Origin of the sequence: Peribacillus sp. NJ11 (assembly GCF_030348405.1) — a bacterium.
Lineage (GTDB): Bacteria > Bacillota > Bacilli > Bacillales > DSM-1321 > Peribacillus.
Window position 1 is genome coordinate 602,308 of sequence record NZ_JAUCFO010000001.1, and the last position, 22,972, is coordinate 625,279.

At 40.1% G+C, this 22,972-nt stretch carries 18 protein-coding genes, 1 riboswitch and 1 other annotated feature; of the genes, 4 read left to right on the top strand and 14 right to left on the bottom strand.

Annotated elements, in window-relative coordinates; all coding sequences use genetic code 11:
• The 6 genes from qoxC to QUF86_RS03050 all read right to left on the bottom strand — a co-directional run bounded on the left by qoxC (position 1) and on the right by QUF86_RS03050 (position 7,350).
• On the bottom strand, positions 1-597 hold the full coding sequence (gene qoxC, locus QUF86_RS03025) for a cytochrome aa3 quinol oxidase subunit III (RefSeq protein WP_289318145.1): 597 nt from the start codon (positions 595-597) through the stop codon (positions 1-3).
• Positions 597-2,543 (bottom strand): cytochrome aa3 quinol oxidase subunit I, encoded by a 1,947-nt coding sequence (gene qoxB, locus QUF86_RS03030; RefSeq protein ID WP_289333588.1) that lies wholly within the window; start codon positions 2,541-2,543, stop codon positions 597-599. The genes qoxC and qoxB overlap by 1 nt, the downstream gene beginning before the upstream one ends.
• A 73-nt stretch (positions 2,544-2,616) precedes the next feature.
• Entirely contained in the window at positions 2,617-3,549 is a 933-nt protein-coding gene (qoxA, locus tag QUF86_RS03035) for a cytochrome aa3 quinol oxidase subunit II (protein ID WP_289318146.1), read from the bottom strand.
• A 1,085-nt stretch (positions 3,550-4,634) separates the two neighbouring features.
• Positions 4,635-4,949 (bottom strand): hypothetical protein, encoded by a 315-nt coding sequence (locus QUF86_RS03040; protein ID WP_289318147.1) that lies wholly within the window; start codon positions 4,947-4,949, stop codon positions 4,635-4,637.
• 268 nt (positions 4,950-5,217) lie between these two features.
• Positions 5,218-6,453, bottom strand: a complete 1,236-nt coding sequence (locus QUF86_RS03045; protein ID WP_289333589.1) for a S1C family serine protease — start codon at positions 6,451-6,453, stop codon at positions 5,218-5,220.
• A gap of 186 nt (positions 6,454-6,639) precedes the next feature.
• Complete coding sequence (locus QUF86_RS03050; RefSeq protein ID WP_289333590.1) at positions 6,640-7,350, bottom strand: hypothetical protein; 711 nt, start codon at positions 7,348-7,350, stop codon at positions 6,640-6,642.
• A 195-nt stretch (positions 7,351-7,545) separates the two neighbouring features.
• Between QUF86_RS03050 and QUF86_RS03055 the strand changes: the two genes are divergently transcribed.
• Positions 7,546-7,902 carry a hydrolase gene (locus tag QUF86_RS03055; RefSeq protein ID WP_289333591.1) on the top strand — a complete coding sequence of 119 codons (357 nt, stop codon included), beginning with the start codon at positions 7,546-7,548 and terminating at the stop codon, positions 7,900-7,902.
• Between the two features lie 488 nt (positions 7,903-8,390).
• On the opposite strand, the gene hmpA is transcribed toward QUF86_RS03055, so the two are convergent.
• The 3 genes from hmpA to QUF86_RS03070 all read right to left on the bottom strand — a co-directional run bounded on the left by hmpA (position 8,391) and on the right by QUF86_RS03070 (position 11,577).
• Positions 8,391-9,611, bottom strand: a complete 1,221-nt coding sequence (gene hmpA / locus QUF86_RS03060; protein ID WP_289333592.1) for an NO-inducible flavohemoprotein — start codon at positions 9,609-9,611, stop codon at positions 8,391-8,393.
• Positions 9,612-9,899: 288 nt separating this feature from the next.
• Positions 9,900-10,883, bottom strand: a complete 984-nt coding sequence (locus QUF86_RS03065; RefSeq protein ID WP_289333593.1) for a ketoacyl-ACP synthase III — start codon at positions 10,881-10,883, stop codon at positions 9,900-9,902.
• A 343-nt stretch (positions 10,884-11,226) separates the two neighbouring features.
• On the bottom strand, positions 11,227-11,577 hold the full coding sequence (locus tag QUF86_RS03070; RefSeq protein WP_289318153.1) for a winged helix-turn-helix transcriptional regulator: 351 nt from the start codon (positions 11,575-11,577) through the stop codon (positions 11,227-11,229).
• Between the two features lie 124 nt (positions 11,578-11,701).
• Here QUF86_RS03070 and QUF86_RS03075 point away from each other — a divergent pair, with 124 nt between their 5' ends.
• Positions 11,702-12,325, top strand: coding sequence for a nitroreductase family protein (locus QUF86_RS03075; protein ID WP_251431985.1), 624 nt, complete (start codon positions 11,702-11,704; stop codon positions 12,323-12,325).
• A 177-nt stretch (positions 12,326-12,502) separates the two neighbouring features.
• Here the strand turns inward: QUF86_RS03075 and QUF86_RS03080 are convergent, their stop codons facing one another.
• The 5 genes from QUF86_RS03080 to QUF86_RS03100 all read right to left on the bottom strand — a co-directional run bounded on the left by QUF86_RS03080 (position 12,503) and on the right by QUF86_RS03100 (position 19,917).
• On the bottom strand, positions 12,503-13,507 hold the full coding sequence (locus tag QUF86_RS03080) for an ABC transporter permease (protein WP_289318154.1): 1,005 nt from the start codon (positions 13,505-13,507) through the stop codon (positions 12,503-12,505).
• A 1-nt stretch (position 13,508) separates the two neighbouring features.
• Complete coding sequence (locus tag QUF86_RS03085; RefSeq protein WP_289333594.1) at positions 13,509-15,011, bottom strand: sugar ABC transporter ATP-binding protein; 1,503 nt, start codon at positions 15,009-15,011, stop codon at positions 13,509-13,511.
• A gap of 56 nt (positions 15,012-15,067) precedes the next feature.
• The gene (locus QUF86_RS03090) at positions 15,068-16,180 is read right to left on the bottom strand and encodes a sugar ABC transporter substrate-binding protein (RefSeq protein ID WP_289333595.1); all 1,113 of its coding nucleotides are present in this window, start codon (positions 16,178-16,180) and stop codon (positions 15,068-15,070) included.
• Positions 16,181-16,298: 118 nt separating this feature from the next.
• A riboswitch (SAM riboswitch) is annotated at positions 16,299-16,404 on the bottom strand.
• Positions 16,405-16,501: 97 nt separating this feature from the next.
• A complete protein-coding gene (locus QUF86_RS03095) occupies positions 16,502-19,243 on the bottom strand; it encodes a GTPase domain-containing protein (RefSeq protein WP_289333596.1) in 2,742 nt (913 codons plus the stop codon).
• A gap of 500 nt (positions 19,244-19,743) precedes the next feature.
• The gene (locus QUF86_RS03100; protein WP_164468807.1) at positions 19,744-19,917 is read right to left on the bottom strand and encodes a hypothetical protein; all 174 of its coding nucleotides are present in this window, start codon (positions 19,915-19,917) and stop codon (positions 19,744-19,746) included.
• 210 nt (positions 19,918-20,127) lie between these two features.
• Positions 20,128-20,376, top strand: a binding site (T-box leader).
• 98 nt (positions 20,377-20,474) lie between these two features.
• Here QUF86_RS03100 and brnQ point away from each other — a divergent pair.
• Together brnQ and QUF86_RS03110 are read left to right on the top strand one after the other, a co-directional pair.
• Positions 20,475-21,806: a branched-chain amino acid transport system II carrier protein gene (gene brnQ, locus QUF86_RS03105; protein ID WP_289318158.1), complete on the top strand. Its 1,332-nt coding sequence runs from the start codon at positions 20,475-20,477 to the stop codon at positions 21,804-21,806.
• Positions 21,807-21,928: 122 nt separating this feature from the next.
• On the top strand, positions 21,929-22,861 hold the full coding sequence (locus tag QUF86_RS03110) for an aldo/keto reductase (protein WP_289333597.1): 933 nt from the start codon (positions 21,929-21,931) through the stop codon (positions 22,859-22,861).
• Positions 22,862-22,972: the final 111 nt, after the last annotated feature.

The window sequence follows — 22,972 nt, forward strand, 5'->3', positions numbered from 1 at the left end:
TTACATCATTCCTTTCAGGTAGACGAAACTGAAGATGAAGATCCAGACAACGTCCAAGAAATGCCAGTAAAGTGAAAAGATGAAAGCCTTGTTTGTTGTTTCTGGAGTCATACCGCGCTTTTTAATCTGCATGACGATGAAGGTTCCCCAGAATAAACCAAGTGTAACGTGAGCTCCATGCGTACCTAGTAATGTAAACAAACTAGATAAGAAAGCACTTGTTTGAATGGTTGCTCCTTCATGTACATACTCCACGAATTCATAAATTTCGACTCCCAAGAAGCCTAAACCAAGAATAAGGGTGATAATGAAGAAACCAATCGTTGCTTTCTGCCTGCCAAGTCTCATTGCATTGATTCCAAGACCTATGGTAAAACTACTAGTTAAAAGAAAGATTGTTTGAAACATTAAGGTTGGGACTTTAAAAAGATGTTCCCCTGTTGGACCATTTCCAGTTCCATCAACTAATACAAAATAAGTGGCGAACAGTGTAGCGAAAAGAGCTATTTCTGCCCCAAGGAAAATCCAGAATCCAAAAATCTTTAAGCGATTTTCTTCCGTGCTATATTCTAGTGGCAGCGAGTTATCTATTTTCATTACTTAGCACCTCGCAATTTATTTTCAGTTTCTTCGATCTCTTCAACAGAGATATAACGTCCGTGATCTTTTTCGAATGAACGGTGAATCATACAAGCAAAGATACCGATCGTTGCAATGATTGCAATGATCCACATGCTGAATACCATTGCAAAGCCCCAAACGAAGAAGATACAGCTCATGATAAACGGCACGCCACTGTTATTTGGCATATGAATCTTTTCTACTTTACCACCAAATAATTTAAAGCCCTTTTTCTTAGAATCCCAGAATGCTTCTGTAGAATCAACTGTAGGCACAATTGCAAAGTTATATTCTGGAATTGGTGTATGGGTAGCCCACTCTAGAGAACGTGCATCCCATGGATCGTTTGAAATATTTCTTGATGCATAACGAGTGCTCCAATAAATATTGTACACAATAAGTGCAAAACCTATTGCTAAGCCAATTGCTCCAACGAAAGAAAGCATATTCAATGGACCATAGCCTGTTGATTCAGAGTACGTATACATACGACGTGCCTGCCCATCTAAACCAGTGATGAACATCGGGAAGAATGTTACATTAAAGCCGATTGTAATGAACCAGAACGACCATTTCCCAATTTTTTCGCTCAACATGAAGCCAAACATTTTTGGCCACCAGTACGTAAAACCAGCAAGTACGGCAAATACAGTACCAGGGATTAAAACGTAATGGAAGTGAGCTACTAAGAACATTGTATTGTGGTATTGGTAGTCAGCACTCGCCATTGCAAGCATAACCCCAGTTACCCCACCGAGAGTGAAAATCGGAATGAAAGCTAACGAGTATAACATTGGGACGGTAAAAACGATTTTACCTTTCCAAAGTGTGAACAACCAGTTGAAAATCTTAACACCGGTCGGAACGGCAATTGCCATTGTGGTAATCGAGAAGATACCATTAACCATTGCACCGTGACCCATTGTATAGAAATGGTGAGCCCATACAATGAAAGATAGAGTAGAAATAGCTACCATGGAGATAACCATCGAATTATATCCGTACAGGTTACGACGTGCAAATGTCGAAATGATTTCACTGTAAATACCGAAAGCTGGAAGTATTACTATATAAACTTCAGGATGTCCCCAAACCCAGAACAAGTTCGCCCAAAGCATATCGCTACCGCCATTGGCCATCGTAAAGAATTGAGTTCCGAATAGACGATCCATTGTCATCAACGCAAGTGCCACTGTCAATACAGGGAAAGCGAAAACGATAATGAAGTTTGTGATCAAGATAGACCATGTGAACATTGGCATTTTCATTAAGTTCATGCCAGGTGCTCTCATTTTCAAGATTGTTACGATAAAGTTGATACCAGTCAGTAATGTACCGATACCAGCTATTTGAATTGCAATCGCGTAATAGTTCGAACCAACTGATTCACTGAAATCATTACTTGCCAGCGGGAAGTAAGATGTCCAACCTGCATCAGGAGAACCACCAACTACGAAAGAGATGTTAAATAGCATTGCCCCCATGAAGAATAACCAGAAGCTTACTGCGTTTAGACGTGGGAATGCTACGTCACGCGCTCCAATTTGTAATGGTGTGACAATGTTCATTAACCCAATGATAAATGGCATAGCCATGAACAGGATCATGACAACCCCATGTGTTGTAAATACCTCATTATAATGCTGCCCATCCAAAAGACCGTTATCTGGAATAGCCGTTTGAGCACGCATCATGAGGGCATCAACGCCACCACGGAAGAGCATAAGCAGTGCTGCCAAGATGTACATGATACCAATACGTTTATGGTCAACCGTTGTTAACCACTCACGCCATAAGTAACCCCATTTTTTAAAATAGGTAATTCCGGCAATAACCGCAATCATGGTTAAGCCAATGGCAACCATGGATGCATAAATCGCAGGACTTGGATGAGGTACGGCAAATCGATCAAAGTAATCCATACTTTTGTGACTCCTTTCAGGAAAATATTCCTTATCTTGTAAACCTAGATGTTTTATCGAACGAAATTAATTCTTAGTGATCATGATTCATGTTGCTGTGTTCTGAATGTTCCTCGTGTGAATCCTTGGAATCACTTTCTTCAGTATCAGAAGATCCGTGGTTACCATGACCAGCATGTTCCCCTTCAGGAGCTGGAGAAAACTCTAAGTGAGTTCCAGTGTAAGTGGATTGTCCCACATGACCAGGTTCTAATAATTCATTGAATTTTTTCTCAGTAATCGGTTCAGCAGTAGCTTTAATTTCATCTACCCATTTATCGTATTCTTTTGCAGACAGTACATTAACGTTAAACGTTTGCTGAGCAAAACCTGAACCACTGAAGTTTGAATTTCGACCCATATACTCTCCTGGTACATCAGCTGCTAAGTGCAACGTATTAACCATGTTCGACATCGCGTATTTTTGTCCTCCAAGTTGTGGAATCCAGAAACTCGAGATTGGACCATATGAATAAAGTTTAAATTCAATTGGTCGGTTAGTCGGTAAAAACAGATAGTTAACTGTTTCGATATCTTCTTCCGGATAACTAAAATGCCACTTCCAGTTGGAAGATGAAGCGTAAATAATTAAAGGTTCTTGATCTCCGTATCCTTTAGGTGTTGCCTCAACTTCATTTGTTGTTTTAACAGTAACAACGGATAGGAAAGCGACGATTAAAATTGGGATCGCTACCCAAATTATTTCAAGAACCTTACTTCCTTCAATATGAGGTGGTTCATAATCATCACGCTGTTTGGAAGCACGATATTTCATTATCATGAAGATATACAGTACCATAACGACAAGGACGACAAAGGCCATTGTCCATATCGAAATCATAATAACATCTGCTTGTGTTGCAGCTACTGGCCCTTTAGGGTCCAAGACCATTAATGGGTTATCGCAACCGGTTAGCACAGTGGCAATTGTAAAAAGTATAGTTAATAGAGCCCATTTTATTTTCATAGTACTACCCCTTTCTTACATAATAAAATTCCTATTGGTAATTATTCGGACAAAGTGTTACCATGTTCACAAATCCCGACATACCAATATTAATCCCAAGTTTAAAAAAAGACAATATAAAGTGACATCTGTCACATAAAGTTCATTAAAGAGCAGTAAGAAGATGGTAAATGAACTGAAATGTTCGAAAATCTTCAGCAAATGAAATATAATAAATGTTTAATAACTTACCTACAGAAACTTCACTTATCAGTACAGGATTGCAGATAGAACTGATCCACTTTCCGTTTAATATTACTCTAATATAATGAAATAAAATTTTCACATTATATTCACCGCGTTTATTGCCTCAAGACTTATAAAGATTATGAATTATATTACCTATCCTGTTAATTAGGTATCTATCTTTGGAAAACATGATTTAAAGCGGATTTTTTTCACTCGGCCATGGAAGTTTTTAAATGGTAGCCGCATTGTACACAATCTTGCATCCATGCTTCAATACCCTAATGATCCAACACAGGTCAATACTATATATATATAAGGAAACAACGAGTGTGAAATGTAATTGGGTTCTTTCTCCTCGCAATACTTATTTTATTGCCCTGTCAGTATTCCTAAACAGCCGTTTAGCAGTAGTCGTGGGGTGAAGTAATTCAGGGGTCAATCAACCTGTTGCAACTGTTCAAGTTTATCAGTCAGAGGACAGGCCAAAAACCATTTTTTAAAAAGTACATTTGGTGTTCAATCAACTCCACCTTTTGGAAACCCTTTACTCAATACCCCCATATTGATACGTGCTTCCCTTTTGTATCTTCAGGTAAAAACACATAAAAAAATCCACGAAAAAAGGACTTTTTAAAAGTGTCCTTTTCTCGTGGATATAGTTTAAAATTGAAGGTGAGAACTTCCTGGCGTGCAGGCAGTTTGGTTTGGATGTACAAGCAACACACGGAATGAAAGCGCATTCAATACTTGGGGTTAAATTGGCTAAGATTCTGCAAGCCAACGAACAACTCGTTTTGTTCATCCATACAAGTGAATCTGATGATAGAAAGCCAGTTTATTACGCTATATTCCTCGTTTTAGTTACTGAATTCTGTACTTCTTTTTGTTTGAGTTTTAGCCTTTGATTTCATTTTTATGATTTTAGTCGTTTCCGATTCAATTCTTTGGCCTTTATGTGTATTCATTACCATTTCTTCTGTCAGGACAAAAAATATACCAACTAGAAAAATGGCAGCTGCGCTTAGTGTGATGGCGATTCCAACAGCGGTAAATATATAATCCTTATTGTAATCGCTTACAAAAAAACTTAAAGCAAAAATAATAATTCCGATTACGCAACCTGTGCCCGATACCCATTTCACTGCATCCAACATCTTCTGATTAGCTTCCATAATTTCATCCCCTTTCTTTCTATTTTATGACATTTCACAAATTTGTCAAATCTTTTCTATTTTTTAACATATCTATAATGTAAACCTTGACAAATAGAAGACGCCGCTATTCACTTTTAGGTATTCGAGACTATATGAAAAATCTGATAAACAGTATAAATACACTATCATTTTTTCCGATATCAACACTTTCAATACTATTAAAAACTTTTTAACTACATTTTCAAATAAAAGACCCCTGATGATCAATCAGAGGCCTTCCTTCTATCTATGAGTTTTGCAAGGTTATCGTTACCGTTTTCTCTTCAGTCCCCCGATAGACTTTAACCTTTACTTTATCGCCGATTTTCTTATCTGTGTATAAAATTTTCCTTAATTCTGCTGTCGTTTTTATTTTCGTTCCATCAATCTCCACAATGATATCCTGCTGCTTAAGCCCTCCATTCGCCGCTGACGACCCCGCTTCTATACTCGTAACCATGACACCCGACTTTGCAGCTTCAGGAACATTTTGAATATAATACTGTGGCAGTTCTTCTATGCTGGCCAAGCTTACTCCTAAATACGGTCGCGTGATTTTTCCGTTTTCAATCAGTTCCGTAACAATCGGAATCACATCATTACTTGGTATGGCAAACCCTAAGCCTTCCACACCGCTTTCGGAAATCTTCAAGCTGTTTATGCCGATCACTTCCCCAGCGGTGTTGATCAATGCGCCGCCGCTATTGCCAGGGTTGATCGCTGCATCTGTTTGAAGGACATCAAGTTCCCACTCCCCCTCCGATGTATCGACTGAAATGGAGCGTCCGGTAGCACTGACGATCCCTTGTGTAACGGAACGTGAAAAATCAAGTCCAAGAGGGTTACCGATCGCCAATACTTCTTCACCTGGACGCATGCTATCAGAATTCCCGAATTTAATTCCCTCAGGTGCTTTCGAGGCATCAATTGTCAAAACCGCTAGGTCCGTCAATGCATCAGCCCCGACAACCACTGCCGTTGCCTTTTTCCCATCATACAATGAAATTTCGACTTCCTTAGCTCCTTCAATAACGTGATTGTTCGTGATGATATAGGCCTTCCCATTAGCTTTTTTATAAATGACCCCTGAACCAGTGCCGCTCTCAACCGTTTCGCTCCCCGTGCTTTGCTGCTGGTATGGGTACCGGTTTTGAATCTCCTGTAAATTCACGACCCCTACTATCGATTTGGATGCTGATTCAACCATCTCTGCCCTATCATTAGAATCCGTACTAGTCGATAACTTTTCTGCCGTGACACTCCCATCCTTTTCACCGCTTTCCGTTTGCTCTACACCTGCCGTTTGACTTGACTCATTCACTGAACTTTTCCCTTGATCTATAAAGTCCCCGCCAAATAAAAATACAGTTGATGTAACCATAGAAGCAACCGTTCCGGAAACAAGGCCAGTTAGCCAAATAGACTTGCCCTTTTTCCGTTCTGTCTTCACTCTGACTTGCTCATCGCCATTATTATTCTCCATCATTATCCCTCCTATGATTGTCCTTTACTTGGCTCAATCATAAACAGTAAATATTAAAAAATTCTTAAGAAATAAAGAATAAGGCCACTTTTCACAAAAAATTATCGAATCCAGCTATATGATATTTGCAGTACGGCAAAATAAAAAGGCCTCCACAGGGGACCCTTTCAATTCGACATTATAGCCTTACATGACTTCATACACTTCTTTTGTCTTCTTATTCACACCATACCAGCCCCAAGTAGCTTTGTGGCCATTTTTCTGACTGCCTGCATCCACTTCGAACACTTGAAAAATGTAATCTCCCTTTTCGGCATCATGATCATATTCGATTTGCAAATGTGGAAAGTTTTTCATGTCCACGTAATCCTTCACTAGCTTCTCCGCCTGAGATTTACTTAAGGGACTAGCCGAATCCTTACTCCCTTCTTTGCTTTTTACCGTTTCTACTTTTCCTTTTGAATCCGTTGCCGCCTTATCATCTACTTTGGATCCAATGGTCCCGTCCTCACTTGCTTCCTCCACCGGTTCCACTTCGTCATTTCCCTCTACTGTTTCTAACGTGGCGGAGTCTGATACCGGGTGCATTTCCACCGCCTTTAAAACCATTAGTTTCCCTTCCCGATATTTTGCTTTATATGCGGTTGCTTCTTTAAAATCTCTTTTGGCCGAATCAAAATCCTGTTCGTCGTATTTCTTCATTCCACTCGCCAGAAAACCTGAAAGATCCATTAACTCTCTTGCTTCCGGTGTTTCTGCTTCTTTATAAGCTAATTCAAATGCCTCGTGGGCTTCTAAATAATTTTCCTCATTCAACTGACTTTTCCCTAAATCCATATTGGAATCATAATTCCTTGTTACGCAGCCTGAAGCAATCAACACCATAAACATAACCATGATTGACCTCTTCACAATATCACTCCTCAAAGTTACTCTTCCATATCATTCTATAAATCCATCTTATACCATTTGATATGAAATTCGATACCTCTATTTCCTATCATTTTCATTAAGGAAATGTTTACTTTTATGATTAACTTTTTACAAATAGTGGTACAGAATAGATAAACGCTTGAAAGGATGATGAGCAGAATGATGCAGGAAAAACAGACCTATCATGTTGATTTGGTCAGCGGCGATGTACTCGGACAAAAACTTGAAGAGAACCCGAGCTTCACTGTACACGCAACTGATGAGGAACTTGCAGAATTGAAACAATGCTTGGAGGAACACCGGACTGATGACCTGGAGGCATATGCCCGTTCACATGTGCCATACCTTCTCTATCATCATGACCGGGCAAATGATAAATATGATGCAGACATGAAAAAGCTTTATGCCCTCATTTATAAATTTGGCGATGAAACGGCGCGAAACCATATTGAAGAAATCGGCATATTGAAAGACAACAAATTCGAGGGAAATGAAGAAGTGCAAAAGTTCAAATAGAAAATGAACAGAACCTAAAATTCAAAGGTACTGTTTCTTTATGATAAGACTCCTAAAGGAGATATCGGGCTATACCTCTGGCATTGAAACTAAGTTTGCTCAAAAGATTTCCCTCTCCCAATATAAGGAAAAATAAAAAGAATCCATTTTGAAAAAAGATGGATTCTTTTTTTGTGATTTAATGTACAGTTTTTATAAAATGATCAATCTCTTTCCTCTGGTATCCCTAAAGTTTGTAAGGGCATTTCCTTTAAAAGAAATTACAATTATTGCTATTTTAGGTGGGTAAGGAAAAAACATAAATCTATTGTACAAGAAAGAAAGCATTTCAAACAAGCACTAGAAGAACATATCAAGGTAAAATTAAAAGGCATGAGCCCGGTAGATTTCCGGGTTCATGCCCTCAAGGCTGCCTAAGTAAATAAAGTGTCTAACTTTTTGGGTTCACTTCAATGAAAGATCCTTTTTTATCCACAAATATAGTTTACTTATTTTTCTCCTAAAATAGCGAGTGGACTAAATACTTCATAATGAATACGGTCTTTCGATACACTCCATTTATTTAGGGCCTCATTGATTGCTTCCATAAAAGGAATAGGTCCGCAGAAATAAAAATTAGCTTCTTTTGATGGAACGATAGATTGCAGGAAGTCTAAACCAACGTATCCTTCTTTATCAAAATGCCCAGAGGTTCGATCGGCTTCTGTTGGTGCACCATAGACTACAAATGATTTTATATGTTGATGTTCATTCACTATTTGTGGCAGATGATCTTTAAAAGCATGTGTTTGACTATTGCTTGTTGCATGGATGAACGTAACCTGACGTTGTGGTTGCTTTTCTATAATGGTATTTAACATGCTAAGCAAAGGTGTAATGCCAATACCGCCACTAATTAGAACAACGGGTAAATCGGTGTTATCCAGTTCGAAGTCACCTGCTGGAGCAGAAAATTGCAGCGTATCTCCAACTTGCAGCTGTCTATGTAAATAGTTAGATACAATTCCAGCTGGAGCATCTCCATGGGCATCTTCACGTTTAACACTAATTCGGTAGTAATCCTTTCCAGGTGAATCCGAAAGACTGTAATGGCGTATGTGCGTATATTTCTCGCCAGGAATTTTAGCCTTAAGTGTTAGGTATTGCCCAGCATGGTAGGAGGCAATGGGTTTTCCGTCTGTAGGTTTTAGATAAAAGGAGGTTACCACATCACTTTCTTTTATCTTTTTATCGATATTGAAGCTTCGATATCCTTCCCATCCACCAGGCTGATGTTCTGTTTCCTCATAAAGGTTTTTTTCAATATCAATAAAGGCATCTGCAATATAGCCATAGGCCTTTCCCCATGCCTCTATGATTTCATCTGTGGCTGCGTCACCCAACACATCTTTAACTGCTTGAAGCAACGTTTCACCTACAACCGGATACTGTTCAGGCTTGACCCCTATGGCACGATGTTTCTCAGTAACTCTTTTAATTACAGGTTTTATCGCTTCAAGGTTCGTAATATGTTCACCTGCAGCATAGACAGCATATCCCAAGGCCTCTTGTTGAATTCCTCTTTTTTGGTTCGTTTGGTTAAAAAGGTTATACAAATCAGGAGCTTTTGAAAATAGTAATTCATAAAATCTCTTTCCTATTGGTTTACTATGTTCCTTGAGAACAGGTGCTGTTGACTGAACGATTTCTATGGTCTTAGCATCAAGCATGTTAAAATTTCCTCCTCAAATTTCAGGGATATATACTGTAAATAGCATTCCCACTAAATATTGGAGTAAACATGATATTTTGGCCCTGTTCACTTATCACTAACCAACCCAAACTTCTTACTAAAGGCGGGCTTCCGCCCATTTGGAGATTTTGAACTCCCTTAAGATAATTCAAAGACACCATACCTATTGGTACGGTGTCTTTTGTTATTTTATTATCCTTGTTAACTTAAACTGGCCCTTTAGATCAATAAGAACAAAGCTGCTGATCAGTAGTAGAAAAAAGTGTTATAGGGTCCAATTGATAAGCAATCCTGCTTGTGCTAACCCACCACCGAAACCATATAATAAAATCTTCTCACCATTATTGAGCTTCCCTTCTCTTATTCCTATATCTAAAGCTAATGGTATTGTTGCTGAAGAAGTATTTCCATACTCCACTAAGCTATATAAAGTACGCTCAATTGGAAAGCCACTTCTATCACATATTGACTCAATCATTCTTAAATTTGCACTATGCGGTACAAACCAATCAACATCATTCAAATGAAATTCAGTATTTTTCATCACAGTTTGCATTCCTTTTGGAACAGTAGTAACAGCCCATTTATAAACCTCACGTCCATTTTGAACAAGGTTACCACTATTATTCAAGTCTTCACCATTTATACGTGTCGATAGGTTTGTACTATATAAATTTTTTCCGCCTTCTCCTTCCGAATATAAATGTGAAGAAATAAAACTTGGCTGTTTTTCATCATATTCTACAAGAACTGCTCCTCCACCATCTCCAAATAAAATACAAGTGGCTCGATCTTCATAGTCCATAATTTTAGATAAAGTATCAGCTCCAATAACAAGAACTTTCTTATTTAAACCAGATGTTACTAATCCATTAGCTACATGCAACCCATAAGTAAATCCTGCACAAGCAGCGTTTAAATCAATAGCTCCAGTATTCTTAATACCTAGCTTTGCTTGGACTAAAGAAGCTACACTTGGCGTGTTGAAATCAGGTGTAAAGGTACAGACAATAATCATATCAACATCTTCGACAGATTTATCATACCGTTCCATTAAATCCTTTACAGCTTTATAACTTATATCACTAGTAAACTCTTCTTCATGTGCAATTCTTCGCTCTTTAATACCAGTACGTTTAACAATCCATTCATCATTGGTTTCAACCATCTTTTCTAAGTCCTTATTCGTTAACCTTTTTTCTGGAACATAAGAACCTATCGCAGTAATACGTGCTTTGGATTTGAACATAAAATAACCACCTCGTGTTTATGAATTGCATCATTTTTATAACTGATATTAATACCTGGTACTAATTATAAAGTAAAAAAAATCTTATGCAACTACCTGTTCCTTTAAAACCATAAGAAAAAGAGCTCGGCAAAACAACTACTTTAAAGTAAAGCACCTGTTAGTTTAATACAATCTCTAGAGAGACTGCCAAAAAGTTCATCTTCAAGACATTTCCTCTAATAACGTATTTCTTACAATTATATTGAAAGCTTGAATAAATCCTGCTTCCCATCACTGATCTTGTCAAAAAAAAGCCATACTCCTAGTTGAAGTAAGGCAACACACATCATGCAGTTCTTACTTATTTATGATGACGGCAGATTTGTTCTTGTCTTTCGAGGTTTTGTTCGACTGCATATGTATTGCCCCATTCACACATTGTATTTAATACAGGTACAAAGGATTGACCTAACTCAGTTAAACTGTATTCTACCTTTGGTGGTACTACTTTATATACTTCTCTTCGGACAAGCCCATCTCTTTCCAACTGCTTTAATTGGTCGGTTAAGACTTTCTGGGTAATGGCCGGTATTAGAATATAAAACTCTTTCGTCCTCATTGGTTTTTGACTCAGAAAGAAGAGGATTAAACATTTCCACTTTCCTCCTACAGTATTCATGAAAATATTTATTCCAGTATTTAGACTCTTCATTACTCATTCCTCCTGAATAGGCACATAAAGGTGGCTATGCCACTTTATTGTGCGTTATTTTCTACCACATCATGGTCCATTATACTCTGATTATGAAGCAAATATAACATTGGGAGTGAACACGATGAGTGTAAGAGAGATTATAGAAAAAAGACGTTCAGTAAGGCAGTATGATCCCCATTATAAAATTAGTCCAGAAACGTTGGCGACATTTATTGAAGGAGCCAGTAAATCGCCTAACGGTAACAATATTCAAGCAACACGATACCTGGTTATAGATGAACCATATTTAAAGAATTTGTTACTGCCCATTGCTTTTAATCAGCAACAGGTAATTGAAGCATCAGTACTGATTGTTATACTAGGTGATTATCAAGCATTTGAAAAAGAAAATATCATAATGATACATGAGGATGAGTTTCAAAAAGGTTATTTTGACGCATCAGTAAGAGATTATCTAACAAACGCGGCAATCAATTATTATCTAAATAAGTCAAAAGAAGATTTAAAGGTTGAATTAATAAGAGACGCAAGCCTGGCGTCAATGTCGTTAGTTTTATTAGCGAACGAGGCAGGTCTTGAAACCATTACAATGTCCGGGTATGATTCCGAACAATTAAAGTCAGCCTTAAAAATTTCTGATAGGTATTTAGATGTTATGCTTATTGCCATGGGGAAAGGAATTAAAGAAGGTCACAAAACAGTAAGACACGATGTTAACAAAGTCATTTATAAAAACAAAATATAGTGAGTGTAATTACTTTTTAAAAATTTGGATATTGGAAATTAGTGTGGAAAGAGGGTTAAAAAGAACCCTCTTTCCCTATCTTCTTATTCTTTCGTTAAAACTCACCACGAGTTACCAGTCTCTTATATCATCCACATGCAACTTATCATATAGTCATATTAACGTGACGGATTCACTTTAGTGTTTTTGTTTGTAATAGGTTACCGCGAGCGCAAGGGCCAGCACTGTTCCTTTGACGATATCCATCGCATAATACGGAACTGACATCATGATCAGCCCATTTTGAAGGATTCCGATCAGGACTGCACCGACGAAGGTTCCAAAGGCATTCGGTTTTCCCGCTCCTAAAACGGAGGAACCAATGAAGGCTGCTGCAACGGCATCCATTAAATAAGGGGACCCTGAATTGATTTCCGATGTCATGACCCTTGAAGCAAGGACAATCCCCCCAATTGCAGCTAATAGAGCCGAAAGCAGATAGGCAAGAACTTTGTATTTATTAACCGATATCCCGGAAAGTCTTGCCGCTTCCTTATTTCCGCCAATAATGTACATATAACGACCATGCTTCGTATAAGTCAAAAAGATATGGGTCGCTATCACAATGGTTGCCATGATCAGGATTATCCAGGGTACCTGGCCAATTTTGGCGAAAAGCGGGCTGATCAGACCTGTTGCGAAGGTTCCATCGGGCATGACCATATTTTGCGAAACCGTGGCCCCTTTTGTATAGGTAAGGGCAATTCCCTGGATAATGAACATGGTGGCCAATGTCATCAGCATGTCGGGAATTCTCAATTTAACGATCATGAACGAATTTAAAGCCCCTACGACAAGTGAGGCACCGATCGCAGCTAATATGGCGATAAATGTATCCTGCGAAAACCAGACAAACATTGATATGACGATGGCATTGGCCAATGATGCGACGGAACCGACGGAAAGGTCGAAGCCATCCACCGTGAGGGATATCGTAATGCCGATCGCAATGATGGTCACGATTGAAATGGAACGCAGGATGTTGATCAGATTAGTAGTTTGAATGAAAGATGGATTGGACACGGCAAAAATTCCAATCAGAATGATAATCGTCAATATTGTGCCGTATTTATAGAAAAAGTCGAATAGTTCCACCTTTTTCTTTGCTTTCGCTGTCTGTGTAACAGGAATGGGTACGCTCATCCTATTTTCCTCCTGTTGAATAGAATAGTAGTTCTTCTTCATTCGTTTTGTTCGTTTCGAATTCGATGACAGTGCTCCCGTCATATAACACATATGTCCGGTTGGTAATGCCAATGATTTCGGAAAGCTCGGATGAGGCATAAATGATCGCTTTTCCATTCCTCGCAAGCTTTGCAATCAATTCGAAAATATCCTTCTTGGCTCCAACATCGACCCCTTTCGTCGGTTCATCGAATATGTAAACATCCGCATCGGCAATAAGCCATTTTCCAATGGCAACCTTTTGCTGGTTACCGCCTGAAAGGTTTTCGACCTTCACTTCCCCGGAAGGAGTTTTAATTCCGATACTGGCGATCATTTCTTTCGCCTTTTCCTTTTCCGCCTTAAGATCCACGAAACCGAATGTTCTGCAGAATTTGCCGATACTGGCTGCAGTCAAGTTCGCCGCGACCGATTCCTGAACAAGGATCCCTTCTTTCCTGCGTTCCTCAGGTACAAGTGCCATGCCGCTTTTTACTGCATGGTGCGGTGATTTCAAAGAAAGCTTTCGGCCATTCAGGATGACCTCACCCGCTGTGATCGAAGTATGACCGAAAAGGGTTTTACACAGCTCCGTTTTCCCAGCCCCGACCAACCCTGCCAAGCCGATTATCTCTCCTGCTTTAATATGGAGACTAACATTTTTAACTTTCTCTGCATCTGACAATCCCTTCACTTCAAGAATAACGTCGCCAATCGAAGAATTCACTTCAGGGAACTGTTCCTCCATGGTTTTCCCGAGCATATTCTCTACCACTTCGTTACGGGTGATGTCTTCCATTTTTCGACAAGTGACACGCTCCCCATTCCTCATGACCGTAATTTCCTCACATATTTCAAAAATCTCGGGCAGACGATGTGAAATGAAAATGATTCCCACGCCTTTTTGCTTCAATTCATTTACAATTCGAAAAAGCTCTGTCGTCTCCGTATGACTTAACGGAGCAGTTGGTTCGTCGAGAATCAGGAATTTGCATTCTGTCGAAACGGCTCTTGCTATCAGGACCATCTGTTTTTCAGCCAAGGTAAGGTCTCTTACCAGCTTTTTCGAAGGGACACGAATTTTCATATCTTCAAGAATACAAGAAGCTTTATTGTGCAGCTCTTTCCATTGGACCATCTGTTTTTTTCCCATGTTTTGGACCATATCATTCAACATCACATTTTCCCCAACGGTTAAATAAGGGATGAGGGCCGTATCCACTTCCTGATAAACAATTTGAATGCCTTGTTCCTGCGCCTCTTTTGGTGAGCGGATATCCTGCTTCACCCCATCAATGACTATGTCACCTGAATAATGAACATGGGCTCCCGATAAAACTTTCATTAACGTCGATTTCCCTGCTCCATTAGCACCGACCAATGCGTGGGCTTTCCCTGATTGTACAGAAAAATCAACTTCACTAAGCGCCTTCACCCCCGGAAATTCAATCGAGATTTTCTTCATTTCTAGTTGCGTGCCCATGTCCATTCCCCCTTATTGAACAGACACTCCCTTCACTGGAAAGAGAGTGTCCCCTTTTACTTTTTGTAATGACCTTTCAAAACTTTCATCCAATCTTCTTCAAATTCCGCTGATACACCCCATCCTTCGACAATACCAGACAGATTTGCCATATTTACAGCTTCTTTTGAAGCCTGGATTTCCTTTTGTGAAATAAGTGAAGCCTCTAAGTCATAGGTTTGCGGCGTTTCTTCTCCCGCTAATTTTTTCGCCAATATCCTCATATTCACTGCACCGATCAACTTGGGATCGACTGCTGCCGTGTAGGACCATGAGCTGCCAGCTGATTGAATTTCCTGAAGGTCTGCATTCGACACATCAATTCCGTATATCTTCACTTCATCGCGTCCCGCTTCTTTAATTGCCCGGGCGGCACCGATAGCGAAGGCATCCCATGTTGCGAAAATGGCATCCAATTTACCTTTAGGGTATTTATTCAGCATTGCGGCTACAGCATTTTGTGTTTGAACCGAAGTATCTGCAGACGCCACTCCGAATCTTTCGACTTCTTTAATTCCAGGGTTTTCTTTTAATTTTTCCTGATAAACTGCATTTCTTCTTACCATTGGAGGGAAACCATCCACCCAAAGATACGCAATTGCCGCTTCACCTTTCTGTTCTTCTATCAGTTTATCAAGAGCCAGTGTTGCCAACGCTTCATCATCCTGTGATGTTAATGTTACGCCTTCTATTTTAGTTAGATCGCTTATTGAATCGAATGTAACAACGCTTTTGCCTGCATCAACCAACTTTTGAACGTCATTCACTGTTGCTGCATCATCACCATGGGAGATGATATAGCCGTCATAATCTTCCTGCAAAGCCTGTGCGATCGCATCATGAAATTTAGCCGTATCACCATTGGCTGTATATGTATCCACTTGAAACCCCAGTGCTTCTCCTTCTTCCTTCGCTCCTGCTAAGTATTGGGCCGTATGATCATCACCGCCAATTTTACGGATCACTTTGATTTTGGCTCCTTCCCCATTAGCAAATCTTTCCGGGACATTTTCAAATGATACTTTTTCTTCTTTCTTCGATTCTGTGGAACTCTGCCCTGTAGAGCAACCCGTTAAAAGCAAAGCCGAAGCCATGGCTGAAATGAATATCCCTTTAATAGACCTTCTCATCTTGTTCCCCTCCATATTTTCTTATTAGTCTTATCAGTTAAGTTGGTGTAAATCCCAAAATAAAAACCTCTCTATTAATATAGAGAGGTTTAATCAGCTGTTTTGCAGACTTATCCCTCTCTTATCTGTCAAAACATTTCTGTTTTGCAGGATTTAGCACCAATTCCTAATGGAACGGTTGCTGGGCATCTTAGGGCCAGTCCCTCCGCCACTCTTGATAAGAGAATATATTGTGTTACGTTTTTCGTAATTATCACTTTATAGGGATATAGTCGTAAAGTCAATAGTTTTTCGAATATTTGAAATGTTCCCCGTTATTTTTCATTTTCTTTGCAACTGGGCTAGACGCTTTTTCTCGATTTTTTCAAGTCTCTCCAACTGACGTAATTTCACTTCGAACAAAGTGATCGGGTCACGGTAAACTTCCGGATTTTCTTTCATATGCTCCAATGCAGCCTGGTAGTCTTTGATTTCTGTCTGCGTTTGCTCTATCGTTTTTTGAAGTAAGGCAAAGGAACTGCGATAGAAAAGTGAGATGTCCCGATCCAAAGATTTTTCAAACAATCCAAATTGGGTAAGGAAACGTTCCGTGATCATTTCGGCAACATCCAGGTAATCTTCACTTTCCAGGTATTTCTTATAACGATTATACATATTGGCTTTATTTTGCGGTATCGCCCCAAACAGCTTCCCTGCTCCTTTAAGCAGCAATTGCGATGGAGTTCTGCGCAAAAGGATATTAACGTTTTCGATGCGGATACTGCTTGTCATCCGGTCGGCATCACGGCGCCAGTCATCCAATACCCTAAAGTCGCCTGCCAGCGTGATCCGTTCTTCTTTGTATAATTCATTGAAACCGGCACTCATTTCATCCATAAACTGCTGGCTTTGTGAGAACTCCATTTGGGAACTGGCAATCCAATCCTGAAGAGAACGGTAATATTGAGGCATGATCTTGTCAGAAATGAATGCTTGAATCCGCTCATTCATTTCCTGGTTTAACTGTACATGGACCTGACTGAAATCACTGCTTTCCGTTAACGATTTAGAGCAATCCCTCAGCAATTCAGGAATTTTAGAAGAAAGCTGATTTTTCACTTCATCCTTAAGCGAACGATAAGACCTTATGATATTTTCACTTTTTTCTTTTTCCAAATCCGCCAGTTGATTGACCGCACCATTCAGTTTGACCTCCATCTGTTCATTCCAAGAGATGGAATGCTCGCATTTCCGTTCATTGGCTGCCCGCTTTTCTAACAGATAAGATAAAGTTTTACGAATGAACGCTAGGATTTTTTCAGATCTTCTTTCTTTCCAATTATCATCTTGATAATTCGATTGAAGGAATGCTGAAAGGTCCTTCAACTGCTGCTTGCTGTCATAAAGTTTGGAGAAAGCGAATACTTTCGCATTCGGGAAATATGCATTCACTTTATCCCATGTTTCGTCTTCCATCCGGACTGCGACTTGATCACTATATATCGTATCCATTTTATTCAATAAGAAATGGATAGGCAGTTTCGGAGCCATCATTTGAATTTCCAATAATAGATCCCGTTCACTGCCGGTGAAAGGCGCCCTGGCATCAAGAACGAACATCAGGCCATCACTGCCATGTAAGTAGCCTTGGAAATCGGATTCCACGCTTTTCTCCCCATTGAACCCCGGTGTATCCAATAATCGCAGACCATTATTTCTAAGGTAGTCACTGATAATCGTCACATCGACAATAGTCCCGCGCTGACGGCGTGTTTCATCCAATTCAGCCAGCTCCATGACCACTTTGCTATCTGTATCTGTAATCTCTAGGATTTCCAAATCATCCCCGTCTTTGACACTGACTAGGGATGAATGATCTTCGGCAGCAATGCTCTCGCCAACAATTGACTGAATGAAGGATGTCTTGCCATTTCCTGTACTTCCCACAAGAAGAAGATTGAAATTATTAGTATCCTTAAGCCCTTCGACCATCCACTTAAGCTTATTGCCAACCCTTAAATCATTCTCTTCAGCCCATTGGATAATGGAATTGAACAGTTTCTCTCCCGCTTCCAGTCCGCCTCCCAATTTAGGCGATTTTGCCAACAGGCTTTCTGCATCCTGAATGACAAGCGCATTAATCGTATCTGGGAAGATTTCATTCCAGGACAACGCGGATGCCGCTGCAAACAGCGAAAGCTCCCCATCTGCGATTTTCAGCCAATTTTCCAGCAACCTTGGCACGACGGGGCTTAAATCTTTGATTAGGTGCGTTCCTTCTAATAGACCTGCATATGCATCCCTGTAATAGACGGAAAGCTCATCCCATACATCCCCTTGGTTTAATTCGATGGTATCTATCAAGTTATTAATCACTCTTAGCCATTCAAAATAAGAATCCGTATATTTATAATTTTTCCAAAGTGCAACCGTCACTTTTTCGAAGCGATCCTGGTCCAGTGTGTATAGCGAACCAAGGACAGTTGAAAAATAATCCGGATCCATCGATTGGGCAACACCCTGCTGGATATACGTTTTAAGCACATCGAACCAGCCCATTGATTCTGTCCGGATACTTTCATTTGCCGCTAATACCACTGCACTGTTCCAATCCTTTTGTTCTTCAAAAAAGGCGCGTGCTATTTCCGTGACATTCGGGTAGTCAGGTTGAAACTCGACTGCTTCTTTCACGACTTTGGAAGCCAAATCATTTCTAGATTCCACTATGTACAGGGAAAACAGTTGCAATAGAACCTCCGTTTTCAAAACTGCTTCATTCGTATCGACGGATTTATAAATATCCTCCGCGGTTGAATACATTTCCAGTTCAAAATAAGCATCGGCGATGTTTTTCTTCGCCCATGAACCAAGTTCACCTTCTATGTTTTCCCATTTGAAAATGGCTGCCTCATAGTCATGGTGCTGAAAGTATACTTCACCTTGAGCAAAGCGAATTGCGGTTAAATCCGCCCTTTCCTTTTTTTGTTCCACGAGAAACATTTCACCCAAAGCTTGAATGGGATGCTTCCTTGTATCCTCAATCATCGTTTCATAATATTTTTTCCCGATCAGCCGTTCGTCCATCTTTATTCCCCCGATATATTTCATATTTTCAATTAAAGGATAATCACCGATTTGATAAGCCTTCCAGAAGACCTTCCATGCAATTTTATAGGTTCCTTTAGTTAAAAAATTATTTACAAAACCTTAAAATATTATTTTAACAAAACAATATGGTAACAACATGTCACCACTCTTACAATTTTAAAACAGAAACAAGTGGAACTGTAATGATTTTAATAAACAGATACAGAGATGTCATTCCCATATTCGAGAAAAAATGTTTTTTTAGCCTTACCGACTTTTGAAAAAGTGGGCGAAGCATTCTTTTTACCACTGAATTACCAGGAGTCCAACCTTCCAACTACCTAATAAATGGTAAATATACGAAGTCACACTAGAACCTTTCACTCATTACTAAAATCCCATTTGAACGTTCATATAAAAAAGCAGTACCTTCATTCATGAAAGGTAACTGCTCTCTGATAAGCTCCGAACAGTCGTTGTCCTTTGACAAATTAGGATTATACCCCTGTACGCTTACGTTGGTTATTCGGCTTTTTGGTCAACTGGCTTTTAAGCTGTTTCGTTTTCTTCACAACGCCGGTTTCCAGTTTATCTTTACTTGAACCTGCTTGCTTTTGAGCCAGTTTTTGTTTGACTGCATCCGCCAGGCTTAACTTTTTATTTTCAGACATAATGTTGTCTCCTTTAGTGTTCTGCTTCTATTATAATATAGTTGCGGTTAGAAAGATAATAGGGAGTTATATCCGATTCTTTTTGCAAAAAACACCTCTGAATAAAGGAAGTTTCGCCAACGAGGGACTAATTTCCTGCTCCTTAAATAACGAAATGATGATAAATTATATTGACTTCATAATCAGAATTTGCTAAATTATCTTTATATTATAAAATCTATGAAGAGAAAGAGTAAGATGAGAACCCTGTTCCACAGAGAGTCGACATGTGGTGGAAGTCGATGTCCAAGGCCTATCCGAAAATCATCTCTGAGGTGCAAAGCTGAAAATGCAGTAGGCTTTGACGGGTTTCCGCCGTTACAATGGATCACGTATGAATTCGTACGTTGACTGAGTGCCGCAGCTTCTTAATGAAGTGCGGAATATGGGTGGTAACGCGAGCACAAACTCGTCCCTGATTTTCAGGGGCGAGTTTTTTTATTTGCACAAAACACTTAAAACAGCCTTTATCAGGCCAGTCGGCGGAAGTCATCATTTTAAAAAAAGGAGAAATCACCATGAAAAAAACAGACACATTATTTATCGGCCTTATGCTTTTCTCAATGTTCTTCGGAGCGGGGAATCTTATATTCCCCCCATTTTTAGGTGCATCTTCGGGAACTTCTTTCTGGCCAGCCATTGCCGGCTTTGTCGTTACCGGAGTCGGACTGCCAATATTGGTGCTTCTGGCCGTCTCACTTGTTAAAGGCGGGGCACAAACTATCGGGGCACGTGTACATCCTCTATTCAGCACGTTGTTCATGGTAGTCATTTATTTAAGCATCGGGCCTTTTCTAGCCATTCCACGGAATGCGAATGTTGCCTATGAAATGGGCTTCAAGCCATATCTTGGCGACTCAATGAATCAATCACTATTCCTATTCATATTCACAACCCTATTTTTCATCATCGTTTATGCCATTTCATTGAATCCAGAAAAAATGGAAACCTTCATGGGCCGCTGGATTACACCTGTTCTACTTTTGTCCATGGTCGTTCTCTGTGTAGTCGGGTTCGTAAAGCTTGATGCTCCATTCCAAGCCCCAACAGAAGCATATGCAGCAGGAGCATTTTCGAAAGGGTTCATTGAAGGCTACAACACGATGGATGCTCTAGCTGCCCTGGCTTTTGGGATCGTCATCCTTACTTCAATCCAACAAAGAGGGATTTCCGAACGAAAACAATTGACGAGATATACAGTAAAAGCGGGACTCATCGCCGGTGTATTGCTTTCTTTAGTCTATATCTCCTTAGGTGTAATGGGAGCACGCATGGCAGCGGATGGATCATTCGAAAACGGAACGGATATCCTTACTGTCGCATCCACCCTTTTACTTGGAACTGGCGGGAAGGTCCTTCTTGGCATCATTTTCACTTTAGCATGTTTCACCACCGTCGTCGGATTGACGACTGCTTGCGGACAGTATTTCTCGAAACTTTTTCCCAAGCTGAACTACAAAACCGTCATCCTGATCGTAACAATCGTCGGTTTCATCCTTTCTAACATGGGTCTGAATCAAATTTTGAAAGTATCGGTACCATTCCTTGTGATGGCTTATCCGTTAACGATCGTCCTGATTGCCCTGACATTCTTCAGCCGTCATTTCAAAAACCCTAAGAAAGTATATCGTAGTGCAATGACCTTCACAGGAGTTTTCGCCTTGATAGATGGACTGAATGCATTCGGATTACAATTAGGACCCGTGCAAACATTGAGTGATGTCCTTCCCCTTTCTGCCTACGGTATGGAATGGATCATCCCTGCTCTCGCCGGTACTGCCCTTGGCCTTCTGCTCAGTCAAACCGGACAGACAGCTCCAGCTGAGGAGTTGGAAATCGAAACATTATAATAATGAAGGAAGCAGATGATTTTACAGATCATCTGCTTATTTTTGGGACGCCCTGCATTGCATTATTTTGGAAACCGACATCCACTTTTTGTTATGATGGGATAAAGGAGATGATAAGTAATATGTCTAAACAAACCCGTATTGGTAAAACAGATCTGTATGTAAATCCGATTGGCCTTGGCACGAATGCCATTGGCGGACATAACCTATTCCCTAATCTAAGCGAGGATACAGGAAGGGATGTTTTGAGAACGGCATTGGAAGAGGGAATTAACTTTTGGGATACAGCTTACATTTACGGTCCTGAGCGTTCAGAAGAACTTATCGGTGAAATCCTTAAAGAGACCCGCAAACGCGAGGATATAGTCCTTGCCACTAAGGGGGCACATAAATTTGTCGATGGCAACATCGTCTTTGATAACTCCCCGGCTTTTCTGAAAAATGCCGTGGACTCGAGTCTAAAAAGGCTCCAAACAGATTACATCGACTTATACTATATCCATTTCCCTGATGAAGCTACTCCTAAAGATGAAGCAGTAGGTGCCTTAAAGGAATTGAAGGACGCAGGCAAAATCAAGTCCATCGGTGTCTCGAACTTTTCATTCGAACAATTGAAAGAAGCGAATAAAGACGGCTATGTCGATGTCCTGCAATCCGAGTACAATCTATTCAAACGGGAGGCGGAACAAGACTTACTGCCCTATACGGCCGAGAATAATATCTCCTTCATTCCTTATTTCCCCCTTGCTTCCGGTCTACTAGGCGGCAAATATAATCAGGAATCAACATTCGAGGACGGCCGGGCAAAAAGTCCGCTTTTCCAAGGACAAGCCTTTGTAAGCAATCTGCATAAAGTGGAAGAAGTACGGGCGATCGCCAACAGGAAGCATGCCGATGTCGCCGATGTGGTACTAGCTTGGTATTTAACTCGCCACTCGATAGATGTCCTGATTCCCGGAGCGAAAAAGCCAGAACAGGTCTCACGCAACTTACAAGCATTGGATGTCAGTCTAACCATGGATGAAATCGCCGAAATCAGTGCCATTTTCGCTTAATAAAAATAAGAAAAGGCTGTTCAGCTCAAGTTGAACGGCCTTTCTTCATTTTTCCTGCTCCTGTGGTCCATCCTTGTACAAAAATTGACTACTAGGCTCTCTATATTGCTT